The following is a 22,038-nucleotide window of genomic DNA, read 5'->3' as shown; positions in this document are numbered from 1 at the left end:
TGCAAATTACGTATTACGGTATACCATCAGACCTAATTGATTCAGCCTGCCGTACACCACCGAGGTTCCACCGATGATCGATGCCGCCCTCTACAAGAAAGCCATGGCCTCCTTCCCGTCCGGGGTCACCGTGATCACCACCCTGGATGACGACGGACAGGTGGTCGGCCTCACCGCCAGCGCCTTCAGCTCGCTGTCCATGGACCCGGCCCTGGTGCTGTTCTGCCCCAACTACAGCTCCGACTCCTACCCGGTGCTGATCCGCAACAAGCGCTTCGCCATCCACGTCCTGTCCGACGCCCAGCAGAAGGAAGCCTATGCCTTCGCCCGCAAAGGCAAGGACAAGGCGCAAGGCATCGAATGGACCCTGAGCGAACGGGGCAACCCGCTGCTGGCCGGCGCCAGCGCGATCATCGAGTGCGAACTGTGGCGGGAGTACGAAGGCGGCGACCACGCCATCATGGTGGGCGCCGTGAAGAACCTGGTCCTGCCCCAGGAAGAGGCCGCCCCCCTGCTCTATTGCCACGGCAAGATGGGTGCCCTCCCCGCCCTGGCCTGACACCTGACTACCGCGCGTTCTTCAGCCTCCGCCATGGGGGCTTTTTTATGCCAGACGAACAGCCGTTGCTCAGGCCGGCTTCCGCCACACACTCGCCAGCCAGGGCTGCTGCTCGCGGGGCAGCCCCGCCGGCCGGTAATAGTGCTCCAGCGCCTGGAAGCCCGCCGCCTCCAGCAACTCACGCCAGCGCGCATAGTCGTGCCAGGCGCCGTAGCGCTGGCCGTTCCAGCCTTCCTCGTTCTGCCCCCGTGGATTGGAGCTGAACAACACGCCACCCGGCCGCAGGGTGGCGTGCAACTGGCCGAGTACACGCGGCAACTCCTGCAGCGGCACATGGAACAGGCTGGCATTGGCGAACACCCCATCGAAGCGCTCAGCGGGCAGCTCCAGCGCTAGGAAATTCTGCTGCCACACCTCGCAACCGGCATCGGTGCGGGCCATCTCGACGAAGCGCGCCGTACCGTCCAGCCCCACCGGACGATGGCCGAGGCGGCGGAAGGTCTGCAGATCGCGCCCCGGGCCGCAACCGAAGTCGAGGATGTCGAACGGCCCGCCTGGCCCCAGGTGGCGCAGCAGCGCCTCGATGTTCTGGCTCACGTCGTGGTCGCGGGTGCCCTCGCGGAAGCCCTCGGCATTGCGCTGGTAGTCATCCAGGGTGATGGCGCTGATGGCATCGAGATCGTGGGGTTCCAGGCTCATGGGGCCTCCGGGCAGTGAACGGCGGCGGGCATTCTACCGGCTGCGGCGGGAACGGCCATGACCGGCCGACAGGGCGAATGATTCCCGACAACGGTTGACGCCACCCCGTGCCAGTGGTCAGATGCGCGCCGTTCCAGGTGTCCCACGCCGTCGTGCGTGGGGTGAAACGGGAAGCCGGTGCGTCCATCAGGACCAGTCCGGCGCTGCCCCCGCAACGGTAAGCGAGCGCTGCATTCGATACGCCACTGTGCCCACGGCATGGGAAGGCGAATGCGGCGTGATCCTCGCAAGCCCGGAGACCGGCCTGGAGCATCGATAGGCAAACCCGCGGTGGGCGGGCACGGGCCGGTTTCTCGCACGGGTGCACGCGCCCGCGCGCGCCTTTGCATTCCCTCCGGGCTCCATTCATTCCTGACGTGATAGGAACGACATGTCCCGTACCTTCAGCTCCAACGCTCCGGCGAGCGCCGCCTTCGGCCTGCTCGCGCTGTCCATTTCCTTCTCCCTGCACGCCGAAGACGGCACCCTGGCGCTACCGGCCACCGCCGTCACCGGCCAGGCGGACGACACCGCCATCCGCCTCGACACGCCCGTGCCCGCCGGCTCGCGCCTGGGCCTGTCCGCCCTGGAAACCCCGGCCAGCACCAGCGCCATCAGCGGCGACGAAGTACGCGCCCGCAACAACGCCACCGTGCAGGACGCCGTGACCCGCAGCCCCGGCATCACCCACATCGGCACCCCCGGCAACGGCGGCACCGCCATCTCGGCCCGGGGCTTCACCGGCCACGCCTCGGTGATGCAGCTGTACGACGGCACGCGCTTCTACACCGGCATGGGCACCACCACCTTCCCCACCGACCCGTGGATGGTCGAGCGCATCGACGTGATCCGTGGCCCGGCCTCGGTGCTCTATGGCGAAGGCGCCACGGGCGCGGTGATCAACGTGGTGCCGAAGAAGCCCTTCGAGGGCGAGATCCGCAACCGCCTGCGCCTGGGCTACGGCTCCGACGACCGCCAGCAGATGGCCCTGGACAGCGGCGGCTCGCTCACCGACACCCTCAGCTACCGCCTCAACCTCAACCGCGAGGCCAGCCACGGCTGGATCGACCGGAGTGACTCGAAGAACCTCGGCCTCAGCGCCGCCCTGCGCTGGCAGGCCAGCGACGCCCTGGCCTTCACCCTCGCCCACGACCAGGGCGACCTGCAGCCGATGAACTACTTCGGCACGCCACTGATCGACGGCCACCTGCGGGACAGCCTGAAAGACAAGAACTACAACCTGCACAACGCCGAGTTGCACTACAACGACCAGTGGACCCGGCTCACCGCCGACTGGACGCCCAGCGAAGGCTTCAGCGCCAGCAACCAGCTCTACCACATCAAGAGCCGCCGCTACTGGCGCAACGCCGAGGCCTACACCTGGGACGCCGGGCGGGGCCAGCTGGAGCGCGCCGAGCAGCTGCGCATCAAGCATGAGCAGGAGCAGATCGGCGACCGCCAGACCTTCACCTTCGACCACTCGTTGTTCGGCCTCGACAGCCGCACCCTGGTGGGCGGCGAGTTCAACCGCATCCGCTTCGACCTGCTGAACAACTCGCCCTACACCGACATCGGCGGCGACTACGTCGACCCGTGGAACCCGGCCCCCGGCTACTACCAGAGCGCCTCGGCCTACCGCCCGCACTCGCGCAGTGAAACCCGCACCGCTGCGCTGTTCGCCGAGAACCGCACCCAACTGAGCGAGCGCTGGTCCGTGGTCACCGGCCTGCGCCGCGACCAGAACCACATCGACCGCAGCGACCTGCGTGCCAACAGCCGCAGCGACCGCAGCATCCAAGGCGGCAACTGGCGCGCCGGCCTGGTGTTCGCCGCCACCCCGCAGCTGTCCTTCTACGGCCAGTACTCCACCAGCGAGGACGGCGTCAGCAACCTCATCACCCTCAGCCCCACCCAGCAGCAGATGGACCTGACCGAGTCGAAGCAGACCGAGTTCGGCCTCAAGCAGCAGTTCTGGGACGGGCGCGGCGAGTGGACCCTGGCCGCCTACCACATCGTCAAGAAGAAGCTGCTCTCCCGCGAATCGGTGACCCGCCCCACCCAGCAGATCGGCCAGCAGTCCTCCGACGGCCTGGAAGCGACCCTGGAACTGGCCCTGGAGCAGGGCTGGCACGTCTCGGCCAACGCCTCGCTGCTGCGCGCCGAATACGACGACTTCAACGAGTCCGTCGGCGGCCAGCTCGTCTCCCGGTCCGGCAACCGCCCCACCGACGTGCCACGGCGCACCGCCAACCTCTGGGTCAGCAAGGCGCTCGGCCATGACCTGGACGCCGGCCTCGGCGCACGCTATGTCGACGCCCGTTACGCCGACGCCGCCAACACCGTCAAAGTACCCGGCTACACCGTGCTCGACGCCAACCTCGGCTGGCAGGTGCTGCCCGACACGCGCCTGGGGCTGGAGCTGAACAACCTGCTGGACCGCCGCTACGCCGTCACCCAGCAGAACGGCGGCCAGCAGTGGCTGCTGGGCCAGCCGCGTTCGTTCTTCGTCACCGCCGACTACAGCTTCTGAGGGTTACGCCATGTCCCGCCTGAACCTCCATGACCTGCACTGGGCCCCTGACGGCGCCCTTGCCGGCTGGTCCCTGGACGGCATCGGGCTGGACGTGGCGGAAGGCGAGTTCGTCGGCCTCATCGGCCCCAACGGCAGCGGCAAGAGCAGCCTGCTGCGCTGCATCTACCGCGCCGCCCGCCCCCACGGCGGCACGGTGCGGGTGGACGACGAGGACATCTGGCGCCAGCCGCCGCGCTGGTGCGCACAGCGGGTCGCCGTGGTGCTGCAGGAGTTCCCCAGCGACTTCGGCCTCAGCGTCGCCGAGGTCGCCGCCATGGGCCGCTCGCCCCACCAGGGGCCGTTCGACGGCGACACCGCCGCCGACCGCGCCCGGGTCAGCGAAGCGCTGCGCCAGGTGGCCCTGGAGGCTCACCGCGACACCCCCTTCGCCCGACTCTCCGGCGGCGAGAAGCAACGCGCCCTGCTGGCCCGCGCCCTGGTGCAAGACCCCGGCCTGCTGCTGCTCGACGAACCCACCAACCACCTCGACCCGCGCTACCAGTTGGAGCTGCTGGCCCTGCTGCGACGCCTGCGGCTGAGCACCCTGGCCAGCTTCCACGACCTCAACCTAGCCGCTGCCTTCTGCGACCGCCTGCTGGTGCTCGACGGCGGCCGCCTGGTGGCCAGCGGCACCCCCGAAACCGTACTCACGCCGCAACGCCTGCTGGAGGTGTTCGGCACCCCCGCGCTGGTGGACCGCCACCCCATCGGCGGCCACCCGCGCATCACCTGGATCACCCCCCCATGAAAAGCCGCTCCCTCGCCCTCACCGCCCTGCTGCTCGCCGGCAGCGCCCAGGCCACCCAGTACCCGGTGACCATCACCAGCTGCAACCGCCAGGTGGTGTTCGAGCACGCACCCACCCACGCCGTCAGCCAGGACGTGAACCTCACCGGCATGCTGATCGCCCTCGGCCTGCGCGAACGCATGGCCGGCTACAGCGGCGTCAGCGGCTGGAAGACCCTGGACCCGAGCCTGCGCGAGGCCCTCGCCGGCCTGCCGGAACTGGCCCGCAAGTACCCCTCGGTGGAAACCCTGCTGGCCGCCGACACCGACTTCTTCTTCGCCGGCTGGAACTACGGCATGCACGTGGGTGGCGACGTCACCCCCGCCACCCTCGCGCCGCTGGGCATCCCGGTGTACGAACTGAGCGAGTCCTGCGCCCATGTCATGCCCCGCGAGGCGGCCAGCCTCGATGACCTCTACCGCGACCTGGAGAACCTCGGCCGCATCTTCGACGTCGAGCCCCGCGCCCAGGCCCTGGTGGCCGGCCTCAAGGCCCGCGTGGCGGCGGTGGGTGAACGCCTGGCCGGCGTCACCGAGCGGCCCCGGGTGTTCCTCTACGACAGCGGCGAAGACCGCCCCTTCAGCAGCGGCCGCCTCGGCATGCCCCAGGCCCTGATCGAAGCCGCCGGCGGGCACAACCTGCTCAGCGACCTGGCCGCCAGCTGGACCCAGGTCAACTGGGAAACCGTGGTGGAGCGCGACCCGCAGGTGATCGTCATCGTCGACTACGGCGAGCGCAGCTGGCAGCAGAAGCGCGACTTCCTGCTGGCCCAGCCGGCCTTGGCCGGGGTCACCGCCATCCGCGAGCGGCGCTTCCTGGTGCTGCCCTACCTGGACGCCACGCCCTCGGTGGAGAACGCCGCCGCCATCGAAGCCCTTGCCGCCGGGTTGCACCCGCAGGTGTTCGCCGGGGTCGCCCGGTGAGGCCGTTGCGCTCGGCCGGCGCCTTCCGCCTGCTGCTGGTGGGGCTGGCCGCGCTGCTGGCCCTGTCGCTGGTGGCCGCCCTCGGCTTCGGCCCGGCGCGGCTGCCCCAGGAACAGGTCTGGGCCATCGTCGGCGAGCGCCTGGGGCTGCTGCAGCGGGGCGACTGGAGCAACGGCCAGGCCAGCATCGTCTGGCTGATCCGCGCCCCACGGGTGCTGCTCGGCGCCCTGGTGGGCGCCGGCCTCGCCCTGGTGGGCAGCGCCCTGCAGGCCACCACCCGCAACCCCCTGGCCGACCCGCACCTGCTGGGCGTCAGCTCCGGCGCCGCCCTCGGCGCGGTGCTGGTGGTGCTCTACCTGGGCGAGTTCGCCGGCCACCTGAGCCTGCCCCTGGCAGCCTTCGTCGGCGCCCTGGCGAGCACCGCCCTGGTGCTGGCCATCGCCAGCCGCCATGGCCGCCTGGAGAGCGACCGCCTGTTGCTGGCAGGCGTGGCGGTGTCCTTCCTGTGCATGGCGCTGGTCAACCTGCTGCTGTTCCTCGGCGACCCGCACGCCGCCAGCTCGGTGCTGTTCTGGATGCTCGGCGGCCTCGGCCTCGCCCGCTGGGAGCTGCTGGCCCTGCCGGCCGTCAGCCTGGCCCTCGGCCTGGCGCTGCTGATGGCCCAGGCGCGTGGCCTGAACGCACTGATGAGCGGCGAAGACACCGCCGCCAGCCTCGGCTTCGAACCCCGCCGGGTGCGCCTCTGGGTGTTCCTCTGCGCCTCGCTGCTGACCGGCGTGCTGGTGGCCCTGAGCGGCGCCATCGGCTTCGTCGGGCTGATGCTGCCGCACCTGGCGCGCCGCCTGGTGGGCGCCGAGCACCGCCGCCTGCTGCCCACCAGCGCCCTGCTCGGTGCGCTGTTCCTGGTCTGGGTGGACGTCGGCGCCCGCACCCTCGCCGCCCCCCAGGACCTGCCCATCGGCATCGCCACCGCCGCCATCGGCGGGCTGTTCTTCGTCGGCCTGCTGCGCCGCCGCTGACGCACCCTCCCCGTAGCCCCGACTTCAGTCCGGGGACAGACAGCACACAATCCTGGGCTGAAGCCCAGGCTACGGCCCGCACCACCCCGCGTAGCACGGACTTCAGTCCGGGAACAGGCAGCACACCCCCTGGGCTGAAGCCCAGGCTACGACCTGCACCACCCTACGTAGCCCGGACTTCAGTCCGGGAACAGGCAGCACGCAACCCCGGGCTGAAGCCCGGGCTACGACCTGAGCCGACCCCACGTAGCCCGGACTTCAGTCCGGGAGCAGACAGCACACAACCCTGGGCTGAAAGCCCAGGCTACGACCTGCACCACCCCGTGTAGCCCGGACTTCAGTCCGGGAACAGGCAGCACGCAACCCTGGGCTGAAGCACGGGCTGCGGACGGCACCCATATACCCGCAAACGACAACGCCGACCCCGGGGCCGGCGTTGTCGTGGGTGCGGGTGTCAGAGGTGTTCGCTGCAGGCATTCACCAGCAGGTTGCGCCCGGCCCCCAGGCCGAAGGCGGTGGCCGCCAGGCTGACGCCGACGAAGATGAAGCCCACCGCGCTCCAGCCGTGGGTCAGGTCGTGCACCACGCCGACCGCCAGCGGGCCCATGGCGGCCAGGGTGTAGCCCACGCCCTGGGCCATGCCGGAGAGGTTGGCAGCCACGTGGGCATCCCGCGAGCGCAGGACGATCAGCGCCAAGGCGATGCTGAAGGTGCCGCCCTGCCCCAGGCCGAGCACCACCGCCCAGCCCCAGATGCCGCCCAGGGGCGCATAGAGCATTCCCATCAGTCCCGCCAGGGTCATGCCCATCACCAGCACCACGGCCAGGCGCTGGTCCCGCGCGCGGGTGGCCAGCCAGGGGGCGCCGAGGGCGCTGACCAACTGGGTCATCACCGAGCCGGACATCACCAGCCCGGCCTCCACGGCGGACAGCCCGCGGTCGATCAGGATCGACGGCAGCCAGCCGAACACGATGTAGGCCAGGGAGGACTGCAACCCCATGTACAGGGTCACCTGCCAGGCCAGCGGGTCACGCCAGAGGCCGCTCACCCGGTAGGCCTGACGGCCGGCATGGGCGGACTGCCGCGCCTGGGGCAGCCACACCAGCGCCGCGAGGATCGCCGGCAGCGCCCAGAAGGCCAGGGCCGGTTGCCAGGCGCCATCCAGCACACCGGCGAGGGGCACGGTGGCCCCAGCGGCCAACGCCGCACCCAGGCACAGGGCCATGGTGTAGACGCCGGTCATGAGCCCGGCGATGTGGGGGAAATCGCGCTTTACGATACCCGGCAGCAGCACGCCGATGATGCCGATGCTGGCGCCGGCCATGACGCTGCCGAGGAACAGCCCGGCAAGCGGGAACAGGCTGCGCAGGACGATGCCGCCGGCCAATACGAGGAGGATCAGCAGCACCGTGCGCTCGCTGCCCAGGCGCCGCGCCAGGATCGGCGCCAGCGGCGCGAACAGGCCGAGGCAGAGCACCGGCAGGGTGGTCAGCAGACCGGCTCCGGAGGCGGAGAGCCCGGTGGCCTCGCGCACCATGTTGAGCATCGGCGCCAGGCTGGACAGCGCCGGGCGCAGGTTCAGCGCCACCAGCACCAGCCCCACCAGCAGCAGGGCGGCGCCTCCGGCGATGGCAGGGGGCGCGGGCTCGTCGTCGGCCTCGGCGTCGATCAGCAGTTCCTCCGGCGGGCAGGCCGGCGGCGTGTGGGAGGGGGAATCGTGGGCAGGCATGGCAAGGCAACTCCAGGAAAGGGCAAACGTCAGATCAGCAACGCACGGTTGGCCGCAGCGGCGGCGTCCGCGTCTTGTCGTTCGATGGCGTCCAGTAACTCGCGGTGCAGGTCGAAGCACGGCTGCGCGCGGTCGGGATCGGAAATGGTGCGCTCCAGGCCCACGCGGATGACCTGGGAGAAGTAGCGGTACAGCTCGCTCAGCACCGGGTTGTGGGCGCTGTCCACCACCCGCTGGTGGAACACCAGGTCGTGGTCGATGTAGTCCTGCAGGTCTTCGTAGCTGGAGCGTGCGGCGGAGGCCGCCAGGGCTTCGCGCAGGGCGGTGAGGTCTGCCTCGGTGCGACGCAGGGCCGCCAGGCGCGAGGCTTCGATCTCGATCATGCCCCGCGCCTCCAGCGCCTGCTCCACCGAGCTGCGGGCCAGGGCCTGCATGGTGGAGAGCGGGTCGGCGCAGGCGCGCACGTAGGTGCCGTCGCCCTGGCGCACTTCCAGCACGCCGGAGAAGGTCAGCACCCGCACCGCTTCGCGCACGGTGTTGCGGCTGATGCCGATGATCTCCGCCAGCTCGGGTTCGGGCGGCAGGCGCTGGCCGAGCAGCCAGGTGCCGTCGTCGATGCGCTGGCGGATCTGCTCCAGGGCGATATCCACCAGGGAACGCTTGAGGGCCGGTGCGGACATGGCAGACATCCAATCATCCGATGAATTTCAGGGGTGCGCAGGCTAACGGCCCCGGGGCAGGTTCGCAACCCCGGATATCCTTGCGATCCAGGCAATACTCATTATCTACAACGGTGATTTTTCGCCTCCGGGGGGCATTGGTAGCCTGCTCAGCATCCCGTCACCACTGCCCCGGGGGCATCATGAAACCCACTCACATCCTGGCGCTGGCCCTTGCGGCCCTCGTCCTCAGCGGTTGTGCCAGCCAGCCGGAACCGCGCCCCTACACCGACGCCGAGATCAAGCAGTTCTCCCTGGAGATGCTCAACCGCGCCGGGTTGCCCTACGAGGACTACGAGAAGGTCCGCCAGGCGCTGATGAACCCCAACCCGCACGTTTCCAGCGCCCGTCGCGACTACGAGCCGGCCTTCATCCGCAGCACCGAGGGCTGAGCCCGTCAGGCCGGCACGCCGCGTACCTGGAAGGTCTTGCGGTAGGCCGCCGGCGGCATGCCGATGCGCTGCTGGAACAGCCGGCGGAATGAATTGCTGTCCTCGTACCCCACCTGGAAGGTGATGCGCTCCAGGCTCAGGCGGGTGGTCTCCAGCAGGTGCTTGGCCTGCTCCAGGCGCAGGGTCTGCAGGTACGCCAGCGGCGAGTAGCCGGTGGCCTCCTTGAAGCGCCGCTTGAAGTTGCGCGTGCCGAAACCGAAGCGCTGCGCCAGTTCGTCGATCAACACCGGCTCGGTGTAGTGCGCCTCCAGCCAGTTCTGCACCTGCAGCACCTTGGCGTCCCCATGTCCCTTGGGCGTCGACCACATGACGTAGGCCGACTGCCCGGTGCGCACGCTGTCGATCAGCAGGTAGCGGCCGCAGGTCTGCGCCAGCTCCAGGGAGGCGAAGCGCCGGACCACGTGCAGCAACAGGTCCATCGCCGCGCTGGCGCCGCCACTGGTCATCACGTTGCTGTCCTCGCAGAGGATCAGCGTCTCGTCCAGCAACACCTCGGGGTAGCGCCGCCGGAACAGGCCGGCGAAGGCCCAATGGGTGGTGGCCCGCCGCCCTTCCAGCAAGCCCGCCTCCGCCAGCAGGAAGGCCGCCGTGCACATCGAGGCCACCGTCGCGCCTTCGGCATGCCGGGCCTGCAGCCAGGGCACGTAGCGGTCGAAACCGGGCAAGGCCTCGCGCAGGGTGAAGATGAAGCCCGGCACCAGCACCAGGTCGGTCCGCTCGATGCTGCCCAGCGCCGCCTGCACCGCGACCCGATGCCCGCCGAGGGTGGTCACCTCCCCGCCATCCAGGGACACGCTCACCACTTCGAACGGCGGCTCGCCTTCAGCCAGCAGGTTGGCAGCGCGCAGCACCTCCAGGGCGAGGAAGGTGCTGGCGGCAGAACAGTAGTCGGTGACGAGCAGGGTGACGTGCATGGCGGCGCTCTTGCAGGTTTCGCATGGAATATGTCATTTGCGCACCTGTCCGAACAGGGGGCATGGCTCTAGATTGCGCGGGTCTTCCCCAATCGGTCCGACCTGCCATGAATCTCTGGTTCCGCCTGCTCCTGATGCTCCTCCGCCGCCCCTGGCGCAAAGCCGTCCACGGCCTCGACACCACCGTCATCCGCATGCGGGTCTGGCCGCTGGACCTGGACTTCAACCGTCACGTCAACAATGGCCGCTACTTCACCCTCGCCGACGTCGGGCGCATGGACTTCGTGCTGCGCAGCGGCGCCTTCCGGGTCGCCCTGCGCCACCGTGCGCTGCCGGTGGTGGGCGACATCTGGGGCAAGTTCCGCCGCGAGCTGCGGCTGTTCGAAGCCTTCGAGGTCCACACCCGCCTGCTGGGCTGGGACGAGAAGTGGACCTTCATGGAGCACCGCTTCGTCAAGGACGGCCGGGTGCTGGGCGTGGTGATCATGCGCGGCCTGTTCCGCAGCCCCAAGGGGCCGGTCGCCCCCGGTGAGTTCGTGCAGGAGCTGGGCGTTTCCGCTGAGTCCCCCACCCTGCCCGACTGGCTGGCGGACTGGTCCACCAGTTGCGATGGCCTCAGCCAGGGCCTGCGCCAGGAGGAAGGGCGGGAGGGCTAAGGCTCAACCCCGCGCCATGCAGCATGGCGAGGCGCCCCCCCGCCTCGCTTCCCCCGCTCAGCCGCGCGGCACCAGCAGAGGCGCGAGCACCCGCTCGGCCAGGGTCCGCAGGTAGTCGTCGCTGATGGCGCCCTGGCTGAGGAAGTGGCGAATGTAGAGCGGCCCCACCAGCATCTCCACCACCACTTCCGGATCGACCTCCCCAAGCAGTTCGCCCCGCGCCACGGCACGTTCGAAGACGGCCCGGTGGGCGGCGGCGCGCTTGCTCCAGTACAGCCGGATCAACGCGCGGTTGGCGCCCTCCCCGCTCAGGCTGAAGGCCTGGCCCACCAGGGTGGCTCCGAGGGGATCGCAGAGGAAGGCGCGGGTGCCCTGCAGCAGCAGGCTCACGTCCCCCATCAGCGAGCCGCTGTCGGGCACCGGCACCAACTGGTCCACGTAGCGATTGGCGGTGAAGGCGATCAGTTCGTTCACGTCCGGCCAGCGCCGGTACACCGAGGCCACGTGAACGCCGGCGCGCTTGGCCACACGCGGGATGGAAAAGGCCACGGCGCCGTGCTCACGCAGCTCGTCCCGCGCGGCGGCCACGACCTGCTCCAGCACACGGGCACTGCGCCCGCCGGTGCGAATGCGCTTGGGAGGCGCACCAGGGGGCTCCTCGACATGGGGAGGGGGTTCTTTCATCGGGTGGTCCATTCGGTCTTCTCTGGGCAGCGGATGAAGGGTGGTCCGGGGCGGGGTGGATTTCAAACAGCGGGCTCGGACCTGCCCCTGGCTTTTTTCGGGCGCGTGGGCAGGCGCCCCGCCCTGCAGGGCCAGGCACCATGCTGGCCGGGTCCTGCTCAAACACTGCCGTGGGTCAAGGAAAGGCGAAGTAGCGTCAGGAAATGTCAGTAAAACAATGTGAGATATGTCGCACAAATTAAGGCGAATTCATATGCTTTACGCACAAGACCAACACCCCTAGGCGCTCTGTGAAGAGTTGTCAGACGCTCGGGCACCGCTACCCCGCCGCACAGACGGCAGCACAGGAACCTGTGCAGAAGGAGCCGCCGCTTCACTGAAATCCGTTCCATCCACAGAGCAGGCCGAAGGGGGCCAGAACGTGTCGCCCGACACACCACCTTTGCACTATCTGGGGAAACACCATGTGGATTAGACAAATACGGATCGGCCTTCGCTCGGCTCTCGCCTTCTCGACGCTGGGGCTGCTGCTGGTACTGCTGGGGCTGATTGCGCTGTACCAGATGAACCGAATGGATGACATGAGCGCCGAGGTCGACACCAACTGGCTGCCCTCGATCATGGCGGTCAATGACATGAGCGCCGCCAGCTCCCGTATCCGTGCCATGACCTTGCGCTACGCCATCGTCCAGGGCGACTTCCGTGGAACCACCCTGACCAGCCTGCAAAAGGCCGAGAGCGCCCTGGAGACGGCCGAGCGCCGGTACGAGCCGATGATCGCCTCGCCCGACGAGCGCCGGCTGTATGACGCCTACAAGGTCGCCAGGGACCGCTACATGGAGCAGTCACGCCTGACCGTCTCCCAAACCCAGGCCGGCAACAGCGAGGAGGCACGCCACACCGTGGAGCAAAAGCTCGGTGACTACGCCGAACAGCTGGCCAATGCCCTCGGTGAGCTGGCCCGCATCAACAGCGAAGGGGCCAAGCGCGCCTCCGCCGCAAGCGATGCCACCTTCGACAATGCCGTGACCCTGGTGATCGTGGTGATCGCCATCGCCGTGGTGCTGACCATCCTGCTGGCGGTGATCTTCACCCGCAGCATCATCCTCCCGCTGGCCCAGGCCGTGGACGTGGCACGCGTGGTCGCCTCCGGCAACCTGACCCACCGCATCGAGGCCCAGGGCCAGGACGAGCCGGCCCACCTGCTGCGCTCCCTGCAAGAGATGCAGACCAGCCTGCGCAGCACCATCCAGCACATCGCCGACTCCTCCAGCCAACTCGCCTCGGCCTCGGAAGAACTGCACGCGGTGACTGAGGACTCCACCCGCGGCCTGCACCAGCAGAACACCGAGATCGAGCAGGCCGCCACCGCCGTCAACGAGATGACCACCGCCGTGGAAGAAGTGGCGCGCAACGCCGTCAGCACCTCGGAAGCCTCCAAGCAGGCCGACCACACCGCTCGCAGTGGCCGTGAGCAGGTGGGCCAGGCCGTCAACTCCATCGCCCAGCTCGCCGGGGACGTGGCCAACACCTCCAGCAAGGTGGAAGAACTGGCCGACAACGTGCGCGACATCAGCCAGGTGCTGGCGGTGATCCGCTCCATCGCCGAGCAGACCAACCTGCTGGCGCTCAACGCCGCCATCGAGGCTGCCCGCGCGGGCGAGCAGGGTCGCGGCTTCGCCGTGGTGGCTGACGAAGTACGGGCCCTGGCCCACCGCACCCAGCAGTCGACCCAGGAAATCGAGCAGATGATCAACACCATCCAGCAGGGCACCAGCCAGGCGGTCACCTCGATGCAGTCCAGCCGCGAGCGGGTCGACTTCACCCTGGAAGTCGCCCGCGCCGCCGGTGCCGCCCTGGACGAGATCGCCCTGGCCATCTCCTCCATCAACGAGCGCAACCTGGTGATCGCCAGCGCCTCCGAGGAGCAGGCCCACGTGGCACGGGAAGTGGACCGCAACCTGGTGAACATCCGCGACCTCTCGCTGCAGACCTCCGCCGGCGCCGACCAGACCAGCGCCGCCAGCCAGGAGCTGTCGCGCCTGGCCATCGACCTCAACGGCGTGGTGCAGCGCTTCCAGCTCTGAAGCCGCAACAAGGGGGCGTGCAGCCCCCTGACAACCACCGGTCGGAAACTCAATTCAGCAATTTAATGGCGCCGGAAAAACGCCACCCAAGAGCTATACAGAGAGCAGGCTTGTACAACCCTGATGCAGGCCGCCCTCCCTCGCCGAGCGTGCCCGTCAATCCAGCCCCATCATTTGATCGGAGCCCAACTGACGGTTTCAGTGATGACCGACACGAGCCATTGAAGGCCCAGCAGGACGTTCTCGCTGAGGCAAAGTGACATGACGTCGTCTAGTTTTTCTCGGCGTATGCAACGCCAAGGAGAAGACAGCATGTGGCTCAACCGCAAGAAGGAACCCACTGAAGGCTTGGTCACAGAAGCGCTTGAGCTCGCTTCGATCCGCCGAGCCATGGCCATGATCGAATTCACCCCCGACGGCATCATCCTGGACGCAACGCCGGCCTTCCTCGATGTGGTCGGCTACCGTCTCGACGAGGTGGTCGGGCAGCACCACCGACTTTTCTGCACTCGCGAGGTCGCGCAAAGCAGCGCCTATCAGCAGTTCTGGGAGCGCCTGCGCAAAGGCGAGCGCTTCAGCGACCGCTTCTCCCGACGGGCTCGGGACGGGCACGAAATCTGGCTGGAAGCCACCTACATGCCGATCCAGGACGCTTTCGGGCACACCCTCAAGGTGCTGAAGATCGCCACCGACATCACCGCCCAGGTGGAGGCCGAGCACCGCCACGAGAGCTACATCAACGCCATCGGCCGCTCCATGGCGGTGATCGAATTCAACCTCGCCGGCGAGGTGGTATCCGCCAACCGCAACTTCCTCGAACTCATGGGCTACCGGCTGGAGGACATCCTCGGCAAGCACCACCGCATGTTCTGCGTCGACGAAGACACCCGGGGTGATGAGTACCGGCAGTTCTGGGCCCGCCTCAACCAGGGTGAATTCCTCTCCGACCGCTATCGCCGGGTCACCCGTGACGGCCGCGTGGTCTGGTTGCGCGCCACCTACAACCCGTTGTACGACGCCAACGGGCGCCTCTATGGCGTGGTCAAGTTCGCCAGCGACATCACCGCCCAGGTGGAACGCCGCAACGCCGAGGCCGCCGCCGCCCAACTGGCCCACGACATCGCCATGGAGACCGACGTCACTGCCGCCCAGGGCACACAGACCGTGGCCCGTACCGTCGATGTGGTCACCGAGATCGCCACCAACCTGGGGACGGTCGCCGACCAGATCGAGGGGCTGAACAAGCAGTCCGAGCAGATCACCAGCATCGTCCAGGTCATTCGCGGCATCGCCGACCAGACCAACCTGCTGGCCCTCAACGCCGCCATCGAAGCTGCCCGCGCCGGTGAGCAGGGCCGTGGCTTCGCCGTGGTGGCCGACGAGGTGCGCCAGCTCGCCTCCCGCACCAGCCAGGCCACGGTGGAGATCAACAGCGTGGTGCAGCAGAACCAGAACCTGGCCCGCAGCGCGGTGAGCAGCATGAGCACCACCCAGGACCGCGCCCGGGAAGGGGTCCAGCTCGCCAACCAGGCCGGCGAAGTGATCCGCGAGATCCGCAGCGAGTCCCACCGGGTGGTGGATGCCGTCGCGCAGTTCTCGGTGACCTTCACCGACTGAGCCGCACGCGCCGGTCGGTGCTTGCCATGGCCAGTGCACGGGTGCAGAGTCGCGATCGCCCCAGGAGCGACACCATGATGAATACACCCGACCTGCCGCTGACCCTCTTCGTCGACCTCGCCTGCCCGCTCTGCGCCCGCGAGGCTCATTGGCTGGCGCGCCACGCCGACCCGGCACGGTTGCGCCTGGTGGACATCAGCGCCGTCGACTTCGACGAACAAGGAGCCGGCCTCAGCCGCCAGGAGCTGGGAGATCGCCTGCACGCCCGCAGCGCCTCGGGGCAGTGGTACACGGGCGTCGATGCCACGCTCTGGAGCTGGCGTGCCGCCGGCCTGTACCGCTGGGCCGCACCGCTGGCCTGGCGGCCCCTGCGGCCGCTGTTCAAGTTCGGCTATGGCCTGTTCCGCCGCCTCCGTCCGCACCTCGCCTGGCTGCCGCACCCGGATGGCAGCCGGCGCTGTGCCGGCCAGTGCGAGCTGCCCCCGAGCCCCCACGACAAGCCCTGAAGCCAGCTGGCTGCCCCCCTTCTGCAGGGGCTGCTGGGCAGCACGACAGCAGTGAACCGCGCAAAAAAAGAGCCGCCAGGAGGTGGCGGCTCGAAGCATGTCCGGTTGTCCCGTGTGGCACCGGACACGGGGTGGAACAGCGATCAGGAGAGGAGCCGGAGGCCCAGGAGAGGGAGGCCGCCTTTTCCGCATCCTTGGGGCCAAGACTAGGGCCCGCAATGTCAAAACGATGTCACACCTGCGTGAAGAATTCGTCGGCCACTACTTTTTTTCAGCAGAGCCCTCGTGGCGCAGTTCCAGCACCCGATTGCGACCCTGCTCGGCCAGCAGGTAGCGGCCGGGAGCGACTTCCACCAGGGTCTGCGCCGAGCGCAGGTGATCCAGCACCACGCGCGGTTCATTCTTGCGGTCCCAGAGCAGCAGGCGCGCCTGGTGGGTGGCATCTTCGCTGACCCACAGCCCCTCGCCGTTGCACAGCAGGTAGCCCGGCTGGCGCAGCTGGTCGAGCACCACCGGGTCGCTCGCCTGCTCCAGGCGCAGGGCATGGACGATGCTTTTCTGCTTTTCGGAGTAGTACACCTGCCCGTCCGGGCACACCGCCACGCCCTCGCCCTCTTCCAGGCCATCGCGCAGGGTGCTCACCTCGCCGGTGGTGGGCGCGTAGCGCAGCAGCCGCCCGTCGCCATTGCGATCCTCGATGGCATAGAGGTGGTGGCCGTCGGTAGCCAGGCCCTCCACGCTGATGGCGGTGAACAGTTCGTGCACCGCGCCCCCCGCCATCCACAGCACCGGATGCTCGCCCTCCTCCTGGCTGAAGGCGATCCCACCGCGGTACTGCACCATGCCGTCGGGCTTCGACAACCCGTCTTCCAGTTCCAGGCTGGCACCACCGGAGAGGCTGCGCAGGATGCGCCCCTGACCACCTTCCAGCTCCTCGCTGACATAGGCGCCACCCGCGCCATCAGGCAACAGGGCGCTCACCTTCTCCAGCTCCGAGAGCCCGACCTCAAAGGCCCAGCCGTCTCCTGCCGTAACGGGGTAGAAATGCCGCCAGGCCGGAATGCACAGGCCGACCAGCAACACCAGCGCCACGCCCGCGAACAGCGCGCGTCCGTAGCGGTTCCAGGATGCAGCCATGGCCATGGGCCTCCTTGTCGGTTACCGGGATCAGCCCTCGAGACTGACAGTGAAACAACTCCCTCGCCGAGGTTCGGAATGGACGTCAACCCGCCATCCCTGCTGCTCGCAGATACGCCGCACCAGGGAGAGCCCCAGGCCAAGCCCCTCGCCCCGCGCCCGCTCGCCCCGCACGAAGCTCTGGAAGATGCGCTCCTGCTCAACCTCGGCAATCCCCTCCCCGGTGTCTTCCACGCGGAAACCGGATGCCACCAGCACCAGGCGCACGCGGCCCTTCTCGGTGTAGTGCAGGGCATTACGCAACAGGTTGGACATCACTGTCCTTAGCAGGGGCGCCTCGTAGCGTCCAGCCGGCAGCGCCTCCTCCACCACCTCGAAGGCCAGGCCCTTGGCGGAGAACTGCGGTGCCCAGAGGTGTGCCTGCTCCGCCGCCAGCGCATCCAGTGCCACGCTCTCGCCGGTGCGGCAACCGTCCTCACGGTTGCGCGCCAGGCGCAGGAAGGTCTGCACCAGGTCGTTCATCTCACCACTGGCACGGGCAATGCGGGCCACCTGACCGCGCTCGGCGCGGCTCAGGTGCTCGGTGGCCTGCAGCAGTTCGCAGGAGGTGATGATGATCATCAGGCCGGTGCGCAGCTCATGGCTCACGTCACTGGTGAACAGCCGCTCGCGCTCCAGGGTCTCGCGCAGTTGCCCAAGGGTCTCGTCGAAGGCCGCTGCCAACCGCCCCACCTCGTCGTCGGGGTAGTCCGGCGCCAGGCGTGGCGCCACTGGCAGCAACAGGTCCCGGTGACGCACCTGCCGGGCCAGGCGCCGCACTGGCGACATGACCCGCCGCGCCAGCAGCCTGCCCAGGCCCCAGGCGCCCAGCACGCTCAGGGCGAACCCGGCGGCCACCACGGCGAAGAGCATGTGCTCGCGAGCCTCGAACTCGTGCTGCTCCTCCACCAGCATGTCCACGTGGTCGGCGTGGGCACGCTTGAACACGTAGTAGGCCTCGTCACCTGTCACCCATTCGGAAAAGCCTTCCGGCAGGTCGATGAAACGCGCCGGCAGGCTGCCGTGGCCACCCTCTGAACTGTAGAAGCGGGTGCTGGCATCGATGCGCGCCGCCTGGTCGTAGCCTCCCTCGCGGCGCATGGCGAAATCCAGTTCGCGGCTCATTTCCTCGGAGACCAGGTTCTCCTCGAGGAAATGCACGATGCCGACGATGCCGAGGGAGAACAGCCCGCTGACGATCAGCGTCATCACCACGAAGGCCAGGACGATACGCCGCTCCAGCGGCTGCTTGCTGGGGACCGGCATGGCTCAACCGGCCCGTGCACGGCAGGCCGCGGTCACGCCCCCGCGCCTGCCAGGGTCGAACCGGCCTGGCGGACCCGGCAGCCGGCGAACAGGTCCAGCCCGTCGTTGTAGGCCGTGGTCTGCAGCTGCAGCAGGCCGAGCAGGGAATGGAACAGGTTGTCCTGGCTCAGCGGCTTCTCGCGGTCCTTGGCCAGGCAGCCGGTGTCCAGGCCGAAGTCCTGGGTGTAGCTGTCGGAGAACCAGGCCAGCAGCGGCACATGCTTCTGCTGGTCCGGTGCCAGCACATAGGGCGTGCCGTGGAGGAACAGGTTGTACTCGCCCAGGGACTCGCCGTGGTCGGAGAGGTAGATCATCGCGGTGTCGAGGCGATCCTGGTTGCGGCGCAGGATATCGATCAGGCTCGCCAGCACGTGGTCGGTGTAGACCAGCGTGTTGTCGTAGGCATTGACGATGCTCTCCTGGCTGCAGTCGTTCAGCGCGTTGCTGCGGCAGACCGGGGTGAAGGTCTCGAACCCCTGCGGGTAGCGCTTGTAGTACTCCGGCCCATGGCTGCCGGCCTGGTGCAGCACCAGCACGGTGTCGCCCCTGAGCTGGTCGATGTAGGCCTGCAGGTCGCGCAGCAGGATCTCGTCGCGGCACTCGCCGTCGCGGCACAGGTCAGGGTCCTGGCGGTGGCTCAGGTCCACTTGGTCGACGCGGTCGCAGGCGCCCTTGCAGCCGGACTGGTTGTCCCACCAGCTCACCGTCAGACCAGAGCGCTTGAGCACGTCCAGCAGGCCTTCCTGGGTGCGTGCCTGGGTGGCGTCATAGCCGGCCCGCCCGAGGTTGGAGAACATGCAAGGCACCGACACGGCAGTCTCGGTCCCGCAGGAGTGCACATTGGTAAAGCGCAGCAGACCGCTCTCGGCACGCAGCTTCGGCGTGGTGTCACGGGCGTAGCCCAGCACCCCGAAGTTGTCGGCCCGGGCGCTCTCGCCCACCACCAGCACGGTGAGGGACTTGCGCTGGTGCCCCACCCAGGCAGAAGACTTGCGGGCATCGGTGGCGATGCTGCGCAGCGGCTCCTGGGCGGTGGCCAGTTGCTCGCGCACGTAGCCGAAGGACGCATTCAGGTAGTTGCTCGGCACCACCAGCAGGCGCAACTCGTGGTGGTTGCGGAACAGCGAGGCCAGGCCCTGGTAATTGACCAGCGCCACCCCGCCCAGCACCGCCACCGACCCCACCGCCAGCACCACCTTGCCCACCAGCTCGCGGCGCAGCGAGCGGTGCCGCACCGGCACCTTCCACAGCAGCCAGCTGGGCAGCACGCCTAACAGCAGGATGTGCAGCAGCAGGCTCAGGGACATCAGCCCGTGCACTTCCTTGATGTCGGTCTCGGCCACGTTGCGCAGCATGTTGGCGTCGATCATCACGCCGTACTGGCCCATGAAATAGGCGACCCCGGAGCTGACCATGAACAGCACGATCAGCACCGGTTTGAATACCCAGCGGAACGACAGCAATGCCAGCACGAAGCTGAACACGGCCAGCACCATGATCCCGAAGGCGACCCGCAGGCCGATGCCACCGGCACCCGCCGGAACGATGCTGGAGAGGTGGGACCAGAGGGGGTAGTTATACAGCGCCAGCAGCAGCACGCTCGCCAGCAGGGCCAGGCTTTCGGGGCGGAAGGAGAGGTTCTTGAACATCGGTAGGCTCACGCAGCGAAGGGATCGTCCCTGTCGATTCGCCAGCGAGAGTAGAAAGCGCGATATCAAAAGTTCGTGAATTAAACCTTGGCAAATTGTCGAGGACGTCCTGCCAGCCAGCGCCCTTCACGCTTTTTTCAGGATTGCTTGACCCGCGTTTGACGCGACGCCCCGCAGCATCACCTCGCACCCTGCCATCCGCAGGCCCCTTCGTGAGGACACCACGCCGATGAACAAGCTCCCCCAGATCACCCTGGCCTTCTGGGTGATGAAGATCTGCGCCACCACACTCGGCGAAACCGCCGGCGACCTGCTGTCGATGACGCTGGACGTCGGCTACGCCATCAGTTCGATGATCCTCATCAGCCTGTTCCTCGTCTCCCTGGTCGCCCAGCTCCGCGCCCGCACCTACAACCCGGCCCTGTACTGGACGGTGATCCTCACCACCAGCACCGCTGGCACCACCATGTCCGACTTCATGGACCGCACCCTCGGCCTCGGCTACGCCAGTGGCTCGGCGATCCTCATCTCGCTGCTGCTCGGCGTCCTGGCAGTGTGGCGGTTCAGCGAGAAATCCCTGTCGGTGGACCACATCGACAGCCGCCGTGGCGAACTCTTCTACTGGATCGCCATCCTCGTCTCCAACACCCTCGGCACCGCCCTGGGCGATTACCTGGCAGACGACTCCGGCCTCGGCTTCGCCGGTGGTGCCCTGCTAATCGGCAGCCTGATCGCCGCCGTGGCCCTGGCCTACTACTTCACCCGTCTGTCCCATGTGCTGCTGTTCTGGCTGGCCTTCGTCCTCACCCGCCCGTTCGGCGCCACCCTCGGCGACGTCCTCACCAAACCCCACGCCAAGGGCGGCCTGGACTTCGGCACGGTCGGTTCCTCGGCGATCCTCGCCGGCGTGCTGGTGGTGCTGGTGGTCATCGCCATCCGCGCGCAACGGCAGCAGCCCCTGCTGCAGGCCATCCCCCTGCAGGACAGCCCGCCCCGTTGAGGGCGGTCGCCCACTCGCAACAAGGCGTGCCGCTGACTGGCGACACGCCATCTGCAAGCAGCCGCTCCGCTCGCGCAAGGCTCACCCCAGGGTGGGCCTTGTGTCGTTCATCAGACGTTGTAGTCCGCCGGCGGCGGTGGCAGTTGGCTGAGGAGTTCGTGCAGGCCGGCGGCCCAGTCGCGGCGGATGCCCTGGTAGTACTCGTCGTCTTCGGTGACGCGGTAGCCCACCGGGTGGATGAGGCTGTCGGTGTGATAGACCAAGAGGTCCAGCGGCATGCCGACGGAGAGGTTGCTTCGGATGGTGGAGTCGAACGACACCAGGGCGCAACGCAGGGCCTCTTCCAGGCCGGTGCGGTAGGTGAGGTTGCGGTCGAGGATGGGCTTGCCGTACTTGCTCTCGCCCAGTTGCAGGAAGGGGGTGTCTTCGGTGGCCTGAATGAAGTTGCCCTGGGGGTAGATGCTGTACAGCGCCGGCGGCTGGCCGGCGATCTGCCCGCCGACGAGGAAGGAGCAGGTCAGGTCGGTGTTGCCCGCCAGCGGTGCGCCGTCCCGGGCCACCACTTCGCGGATGGTCTCGGCCACCAGGGCGGTGGCGTCGTACAGGGTCGGCACGCTGTCGAGGTTCACCAGGGTGCTGCCCAGGCGCTGCTTGAGCAGGTTGACCACCGACTGCGAGGTGGCCAGGTTGCCGGCGCTCTGCAGCACGATCAGCCGCTCGCCCGGTACGCCGAAGGTGAACAGCTTGCGGAAGGTGGCGATGTGGTCGATGCCCGCGTTGGTGCGGGAATCGGAGACGAACACCAGGCCATCGGCGAGGTGCATGGCGACGCAGTAGGTCATGTCAGGCTCCTGTTGTTGTAGGCGCCCCGCCCTGCCCGCGTGCGGGCGGCATTCCCGGCTGGTGGCCTGCCGGGTGGCAGGCGGGCAGTCAAACGCCGGGGTGC

At 68.3% G+C, this 22,038-nt stretch carries 20 protein-coding genes and 1 riboswitch; of the genes, 11 read left to right on the top strand and 9 right to left on the bottom strand.

Going from position 1 to position 22,038, the window contains the following annotated elements:
* The first annotated feature begins 73 nt into the window (after positions 1-73).
* Complete coding sequence (locus RTK35_RS18995; RefSeq protein ID WP_142008163.1) at positions 74-559, top strand: flavin reductase family protein; 486 nt, start codon at positions 74-76, stop codon at positions 557-559.
* Positions 560-628: 69 nt separating this feature from the next.
* Here the strand turns inward: RTK35_RS18995 and RTK35_RS18990 are convergent, their stop codons facing one another.
* The gene (locus RTK35_RS18990) at positions 629-1,258 is read right to left on the bottom strand and encodes a class I SAM-dependent methyltransferase (RefSeq protein ID WP_044400347.1); all 630 of its coding nucleotides are present in this window, start codon (positions 1,256-1,258) and stop codon (positions 629-631) included.
* Positions 1,259-1,376: 118 nt separating this feature from the next.
* A riboswitch (cobalamin riboswitch) is annotated at positions 1,377-1,581 on the top strand.
* 107 nt (positions 1,582-1,688) lie between these two features.
* On the opposite strand from RTK35_RS18990, the gene RTK35_RS18985 reads away from it, so the two are divergent.
* The 4 genes from RTK35_RS18985 to RTK35_RS18970 are packed head-to-tail and all read left to right on the top strand — an operon-like array spanning position 1,689 to position 6,598.
* Positions 1,689-3,827, top strand: a complete 2,139-nt coding sequence (locus RTK35_RS18985; RefSeq protein WP_316908714.1) for a TonB-dependent siderophore receptor — start codon at positions 1,689-1,691, stop codon at positions 3,825-3,827.
* 10 nt (positions 3,828-3,837) lie between these two features.
* Positions 3,838-4,617 (top strand): ABC transporter ATP-binding protein, encoded by a 780-nt coding sequence (locus RTK35_RS18980; protein ID WP_316908713.1) that lies wholly within the window; start codon positions 3,838-3,840, stop codon positions 4,615-4,617.
* Positions 4,614-5,579, top strand: a complete 966-nt coding sequence (locus tag RTK35_RS18975; RefSeq protein WP_316908712.1) for an ABC transporter substrate-binding protein — start codon at positions 4,614-4,616, stop codon at positions 5,577-5,579. The genes RTK35_RS18980 and RTK35_RS18975 overlap by 4 nt, the downstream gene beginning before the upstream one ends.
* The gene (locus RTK35_RS18970; RefSeq protein WP_316908711.1) at positions 5,576-6,598 is read left to right on the top strand and encodes an iron ABC transporter permease; all 1,023 of its coding nucleotides are present in this window, start codon (positions 5,576-5,578) and stop codon (positions 6,596-6,598) included. Before RTK35_RS18975 ends, RTK35_RS18970 begins: the two co-directional genes overlap by 4 nt.
* A 454-nt stretch (positions 6,599-7,052) precedes the next feature.
* Here the strand turns inward: RTK35_RS18970 and RTK35_RS18965 are convergent, their stop codons facing one another.
* Together RTK35_RS18965 and RTK35_RS18960 are read right to left on the bottom strand one after the other, a co-directional pair.
* Positions 7,053-8,327 carry a CynX/NimT family MFS transporter gene (locus tag RTK35_RS18965; RefSeq protein ID WP_316908710.1) on the bottom strand — a complete coding sequence of 425 codons (1,275 nt, stop codon included), beginning with the start codon at positions 8,325-8,327 and terminating at the stop codon, positions 7,053-7,055.
* A gap of 29 nt (positions 8,328-8,356) precedes the next feature.
* The gene (locus RTK35_RS18960) at positions 8,357-9,007 is read right to left on the bottom strand and encodes a FadR/GntR family transcriptional regulator (protein WP_253123202.1); all 651 of its coding nucleotides are present in this window, start codon (positions 9,005-9,007) and stop codon (positions 8,357-8,359) included.
* Between the two features lie 182 nt (positions 9,008-9,189).
* Between RTK35_RS18960 and RTK35_RS18955 the strand changes: the two genes are divergently transcribed.
* The gene (locus RTK35_RS18955; RefSeq protein WP_253123203.1) at positions 9,190-9,438 is read left to right on the top strand and encodes a hypothetical protein; all 249 of its coding nucleotides are present in this window, start codon (positions 9,190-9,192) and stop codon (positions 9,436-9,438) included.
* 5 nt (positions 9,439-9,443) lie between these two features.
* Here RTK35_RS18955 and RTK35_RS18950 read toward each other — a convergent pair whose 3' ends face one another.
* Positions 9,444-10,412, bottom strand: a complete 969-nt coding sequence (locus RTK35_RS18950; protein WP_044400324.1) for a GlxA family transcriptional regulator — start codon at positions 10,410-10,412, stop codon at positions 9,444-9,446.
* Positions 10,413-10,519: 107 nt separating this feature from the next.
* Here RTK35_RS18950 and RTK35_RS18945 point away from each other — a divergent pair, with 107 nt between their 5' ends.
* Complete coding sequence (locus RTK35_RS18945) at positions 10,520-11,068, top strand: thioesterase family protein (RefSeq protein ID WP_044400321.1); 549 nt, start codon at positions 10,520-10,522, stop codon at positions 11,066-11,068.
* A 57-nt stretch (positions 11,069-11,125) separates the two neighbouring features.
* Here the strand turns inward: RTK35_RS18945 and RTK35_RS18940 are convergent, their stop codons facing one another.
* Positions 11,126-11,752 (bottom strand): TetR/AcrR family transcriptional regulator, encoded by a 627-nt coding sequence (locus RTK35_RS18940; RefSeq protein ID WP_316908709.1) that lies wholly within the window; start codon positions 11,750-11,752, stop codon positions 11,126-11,128.
* A gap of 464 nt (positions 11,753-12,216) precedes the next feature.
* On the opposite strand from RTK35_RS18940, the gene RTK35_RS18935 reads away from it, so the two are divergent.
* The 3 genes from RTK35_RS18935 (at position 12,217) to RTK35_RS18925 (ending at position 15,962) form a co-directional block, all read left to right on the top strand.
* On the top strand, positions 12,217-13,839 hold the full coding sequence (locus RTK35_RS18935) for a methyl-accepting chemotaxis protein (protein WP_044400314.1): 1,623 nt from the start codon (positions 12,217-12,219) through the stop codon (positions 13,837-13,839).
* Positions 13,840-14,151: 312 nt separating this feature from the next.
* Positions 14,152-15,456 carry a PAS domain-containing methyl-accepting chemotaxis protein gene (locus RTK35_RS18930; protein ID WP_316908708.1) on the top strand — a complete coding sequence of 435 codons (1,305 nt, stop codon included), beginning with the start codon at positions 14,152-14,154 and terminating at the stop codon, positions 15,454-15,456.
* Between the two features lie 77 nt (positions 15,457-15,533).
* The gene (locus RTK35_RS18925; protein WP_316908774.1) at positions 15,534-15,962 is read left to right on the top strand and encodes a DUF393 domain-containing protein; all 429 of its coding nucleotides are present in this window, start codon (positions 15,534-15,536) and stop codon (positions 15,960-15,962) included.
* Positions 15,963-16,223: 261 nt separating this feature from the next.
* On the opposite strand, the gene RTK35_RS18920 is transcribed toward RTK35_RS18925, so the two are convergent.
* The 3 genes from RTK35_RS18920 to RTK35_RS18910 are packed head-to-tail and all read right to left on the bottom strand — an operon-like array spanning position 16,224 to position 20,092.
* Positions 16,224-17,099, bottom strand: a complete 876-nt coding sequence (locus tag RTK35_RS18920; protein ID WP_316908707.1) for a hypothetical protein — start codon at positions 17,097-17,099, stop codon at positions 16,224-16,226.
* Positions 17,100-17,129: 30 nt separating this feature from the next.
* Entirely contained in the window at positions 17,130-18,404 is a 1,275-nt protein-coding gene (locus RTK35_RS18915; protein ID WP_316908706.1) for a HAMP domain-containing sensor histidine kinase, read from the bottom strand.
* A 32-nt stretch (positions 18,405-18,436) separates the two neighbouring features.
* On the bottom strand, positions 18,437-20,092 hold the full coding sequence (locus tag RTK35_RS18910; protein WP_316908705.1) for a phosphoethanolamine--lipid A transferase: 1,656 nt from the start codon (positions 20,090-20,092) through the stop codon (positions 18,437-18,439).
* A gap of 229 nt (positions 20,093-20,321) precedes the next feature.
* Between RTK35_RS18910 and RTK35_RS18905 the strand changes: the two genes are divergently transcribed.
* Positions 20,322-21,092 carry a hypothetical protein gene (locus RTK35_RS18905; protein WP_316908704.1) on the top strand — a complete coding sequence of 257 codons (771 nt, stop codon included), beginning with the start codon at positions 20,322-20,324 and terminating at the stop codon, positions 21,090-21,092.
* A gap of 110 nt (positions 21,093-21,202) precedes the next feature.
* Here the strand turns inward: RTK35_RS18905 and RTK35_RS18900 are convergent, their stop codons facing one another.
* Positions 21,203-21,934, bottom strand: a complete 732-nt coding sequence (locus RTK35_RS18900; protein ID WP_044400296.1) for a proteasome-type protease — start codon at positions 21,932-21,934, stop codon at positions 21,203-21,205.
* Positions 21,935-22,038: the final 104 nt, after the last annotated feature.

Source organism: Pseudomonas sp. zfem003 (assembly GCF_032621675.1).
GTDB classification, from domain to species: Bacteria; Pseudomonadota; Gammaproteobacteria; order Pseudomonadales; family Pseudomonadaceae; genus Metapseudomonas; species Metapseudomonas otitidis.
The sequence above is the reverse complement of the archived record's forward strand: the minus strand, read 5'-3'. Positions and strand labels throughout refer to the sequence as shown.

Coding starts and splice junctions, on each gene's coding strand:
- RTK35_RS18905 (WP_316908704.1), top strand. CDS start 20,322: ATGAACAAGCTCCCCCAGATCACCCTGGCCTTCTGGGTGATGAAGATC.
- RTK35_RS18985 (WP_316908714.1), top strand. CDS start 1,689: ATGTCCCGTACCTTCAGCTCCAACGCTCCGGCGAGCGCCGCCTTCGGC.
- RTK35_RS18955 (WP_253123203.1), top strand. CDS start 9,190: ATGAAACCCACTCACATCCTGGCGCTGGCCCTTGCGGCCCTCGTCCTC.
- RTK35_RS18990 (WP_044400347.1), bottom strand. CDS start 1,258: ATGAGCCTGGAACCCCACGATCTCGATGCCATCAGCGCCATCACCCTG.
- RTK35_RS18995 (WP_142008163.1), top strand. CDS start 74: ATGATCGATGCCGCCCTCTACAAGAAAGCCATGGCCTCCTTCCCGTCC.
- RTK35_RS18925 (WP_316908774.1), top strand. CDS start 15,534: ATGAATACACCCGACCTGCCGCTGACCCTCTTCGTCGACCTCGCCTGC.
- RTK35_RS18935 (WP_044400314.1), top strand. CDS start 12,217: ATGTGGATTAGACAAATACGGATCGGCCTTCGCTCGGCTCTCGCCTTC.
- RTK35_RS18975 (WP_316908712.1), top strand. CDS start 4,614: ATGAAAAGCCGCTCCCTCGCCCTCACCGCCCTGCTGCTCGCCGGCAGC.
- RTK35_RS18980 (WP_316908713.1), top strand. CDS start 3,838: ATGTCCCGCCTGAACCTCCATGACCTGCACTGGGCCCCTGACGGCGCC.
- RTK35_RS18965 (WP_316908710.1), bottom strand. CDS start 8,327: ATGCCTGCCCACGATTCCCCCTCCCACACGCCGCCGGCCTGCCCGCCG.
- RTK35_RS18950 (WP_044400324.1), bottom strand. CDS start 10,412: ATGCACGTCACCCTGCTCGTCACCGACTACTGTTCTGCCGCCAGCACC.
- RTK35_RS18910 (WP_316908705.1), bottom strand. CDS start 20,092: ATGTTCAAGAACCTCTCCTTCCGCCCCGAAAGCCTGGCCCTGCTGGCG.
- RTK35_RS18960 (WP_253123202.1), bottom strand. CDS start 9,007: ATGTCCGCACCGGCCCTCAAGCGTTCCCTGGTGGATATCGCCCTGGAG.
- RTK35_RS18945 (WP_044400321.1), top strand. CDS start 10,520: ATGAATCTCTGGTTCCGCCTGCTCCTGATGCTCCTCCGCCGCCCCTGG.
- RTK35_RS18940 (WP_316908709.1), bottom strand. CDS start 11,752: ATGAAAGAACCCCCTCCCCATGTCGAGGAGCCCCCTGGTGCGCCTCCC.
- RTK35_RS18920 (WP_316908707.1), bottom strand. CDS start 17,099: ATGGCTGCATCCTGGAACCGCTACGGACGCGCGCTGTTCGCGGGCGTG.
- RTK35_RS18930 (WP_316908708.1), top strand. CDS start 14,152: ATGTGGCTCAACCGCAAGAAGGAACCCACTGAAGGCTTGGTCACAGAA.
- RTK35_RS18915 (WP_316908706.1), bottom strand. CDS start 18,404: ATGCCGGTCCCCAGCAAGCAGCCGCTGGAGCGGCGTATCGTCCTGGCC.
- RTK35_RS18900 (WP_044400296.1), bottom strand. CDS start 21,934: ATGACCTACTGCGTCGCCATGCACCTCGCCGATGGCCTGGTGTTCGTC.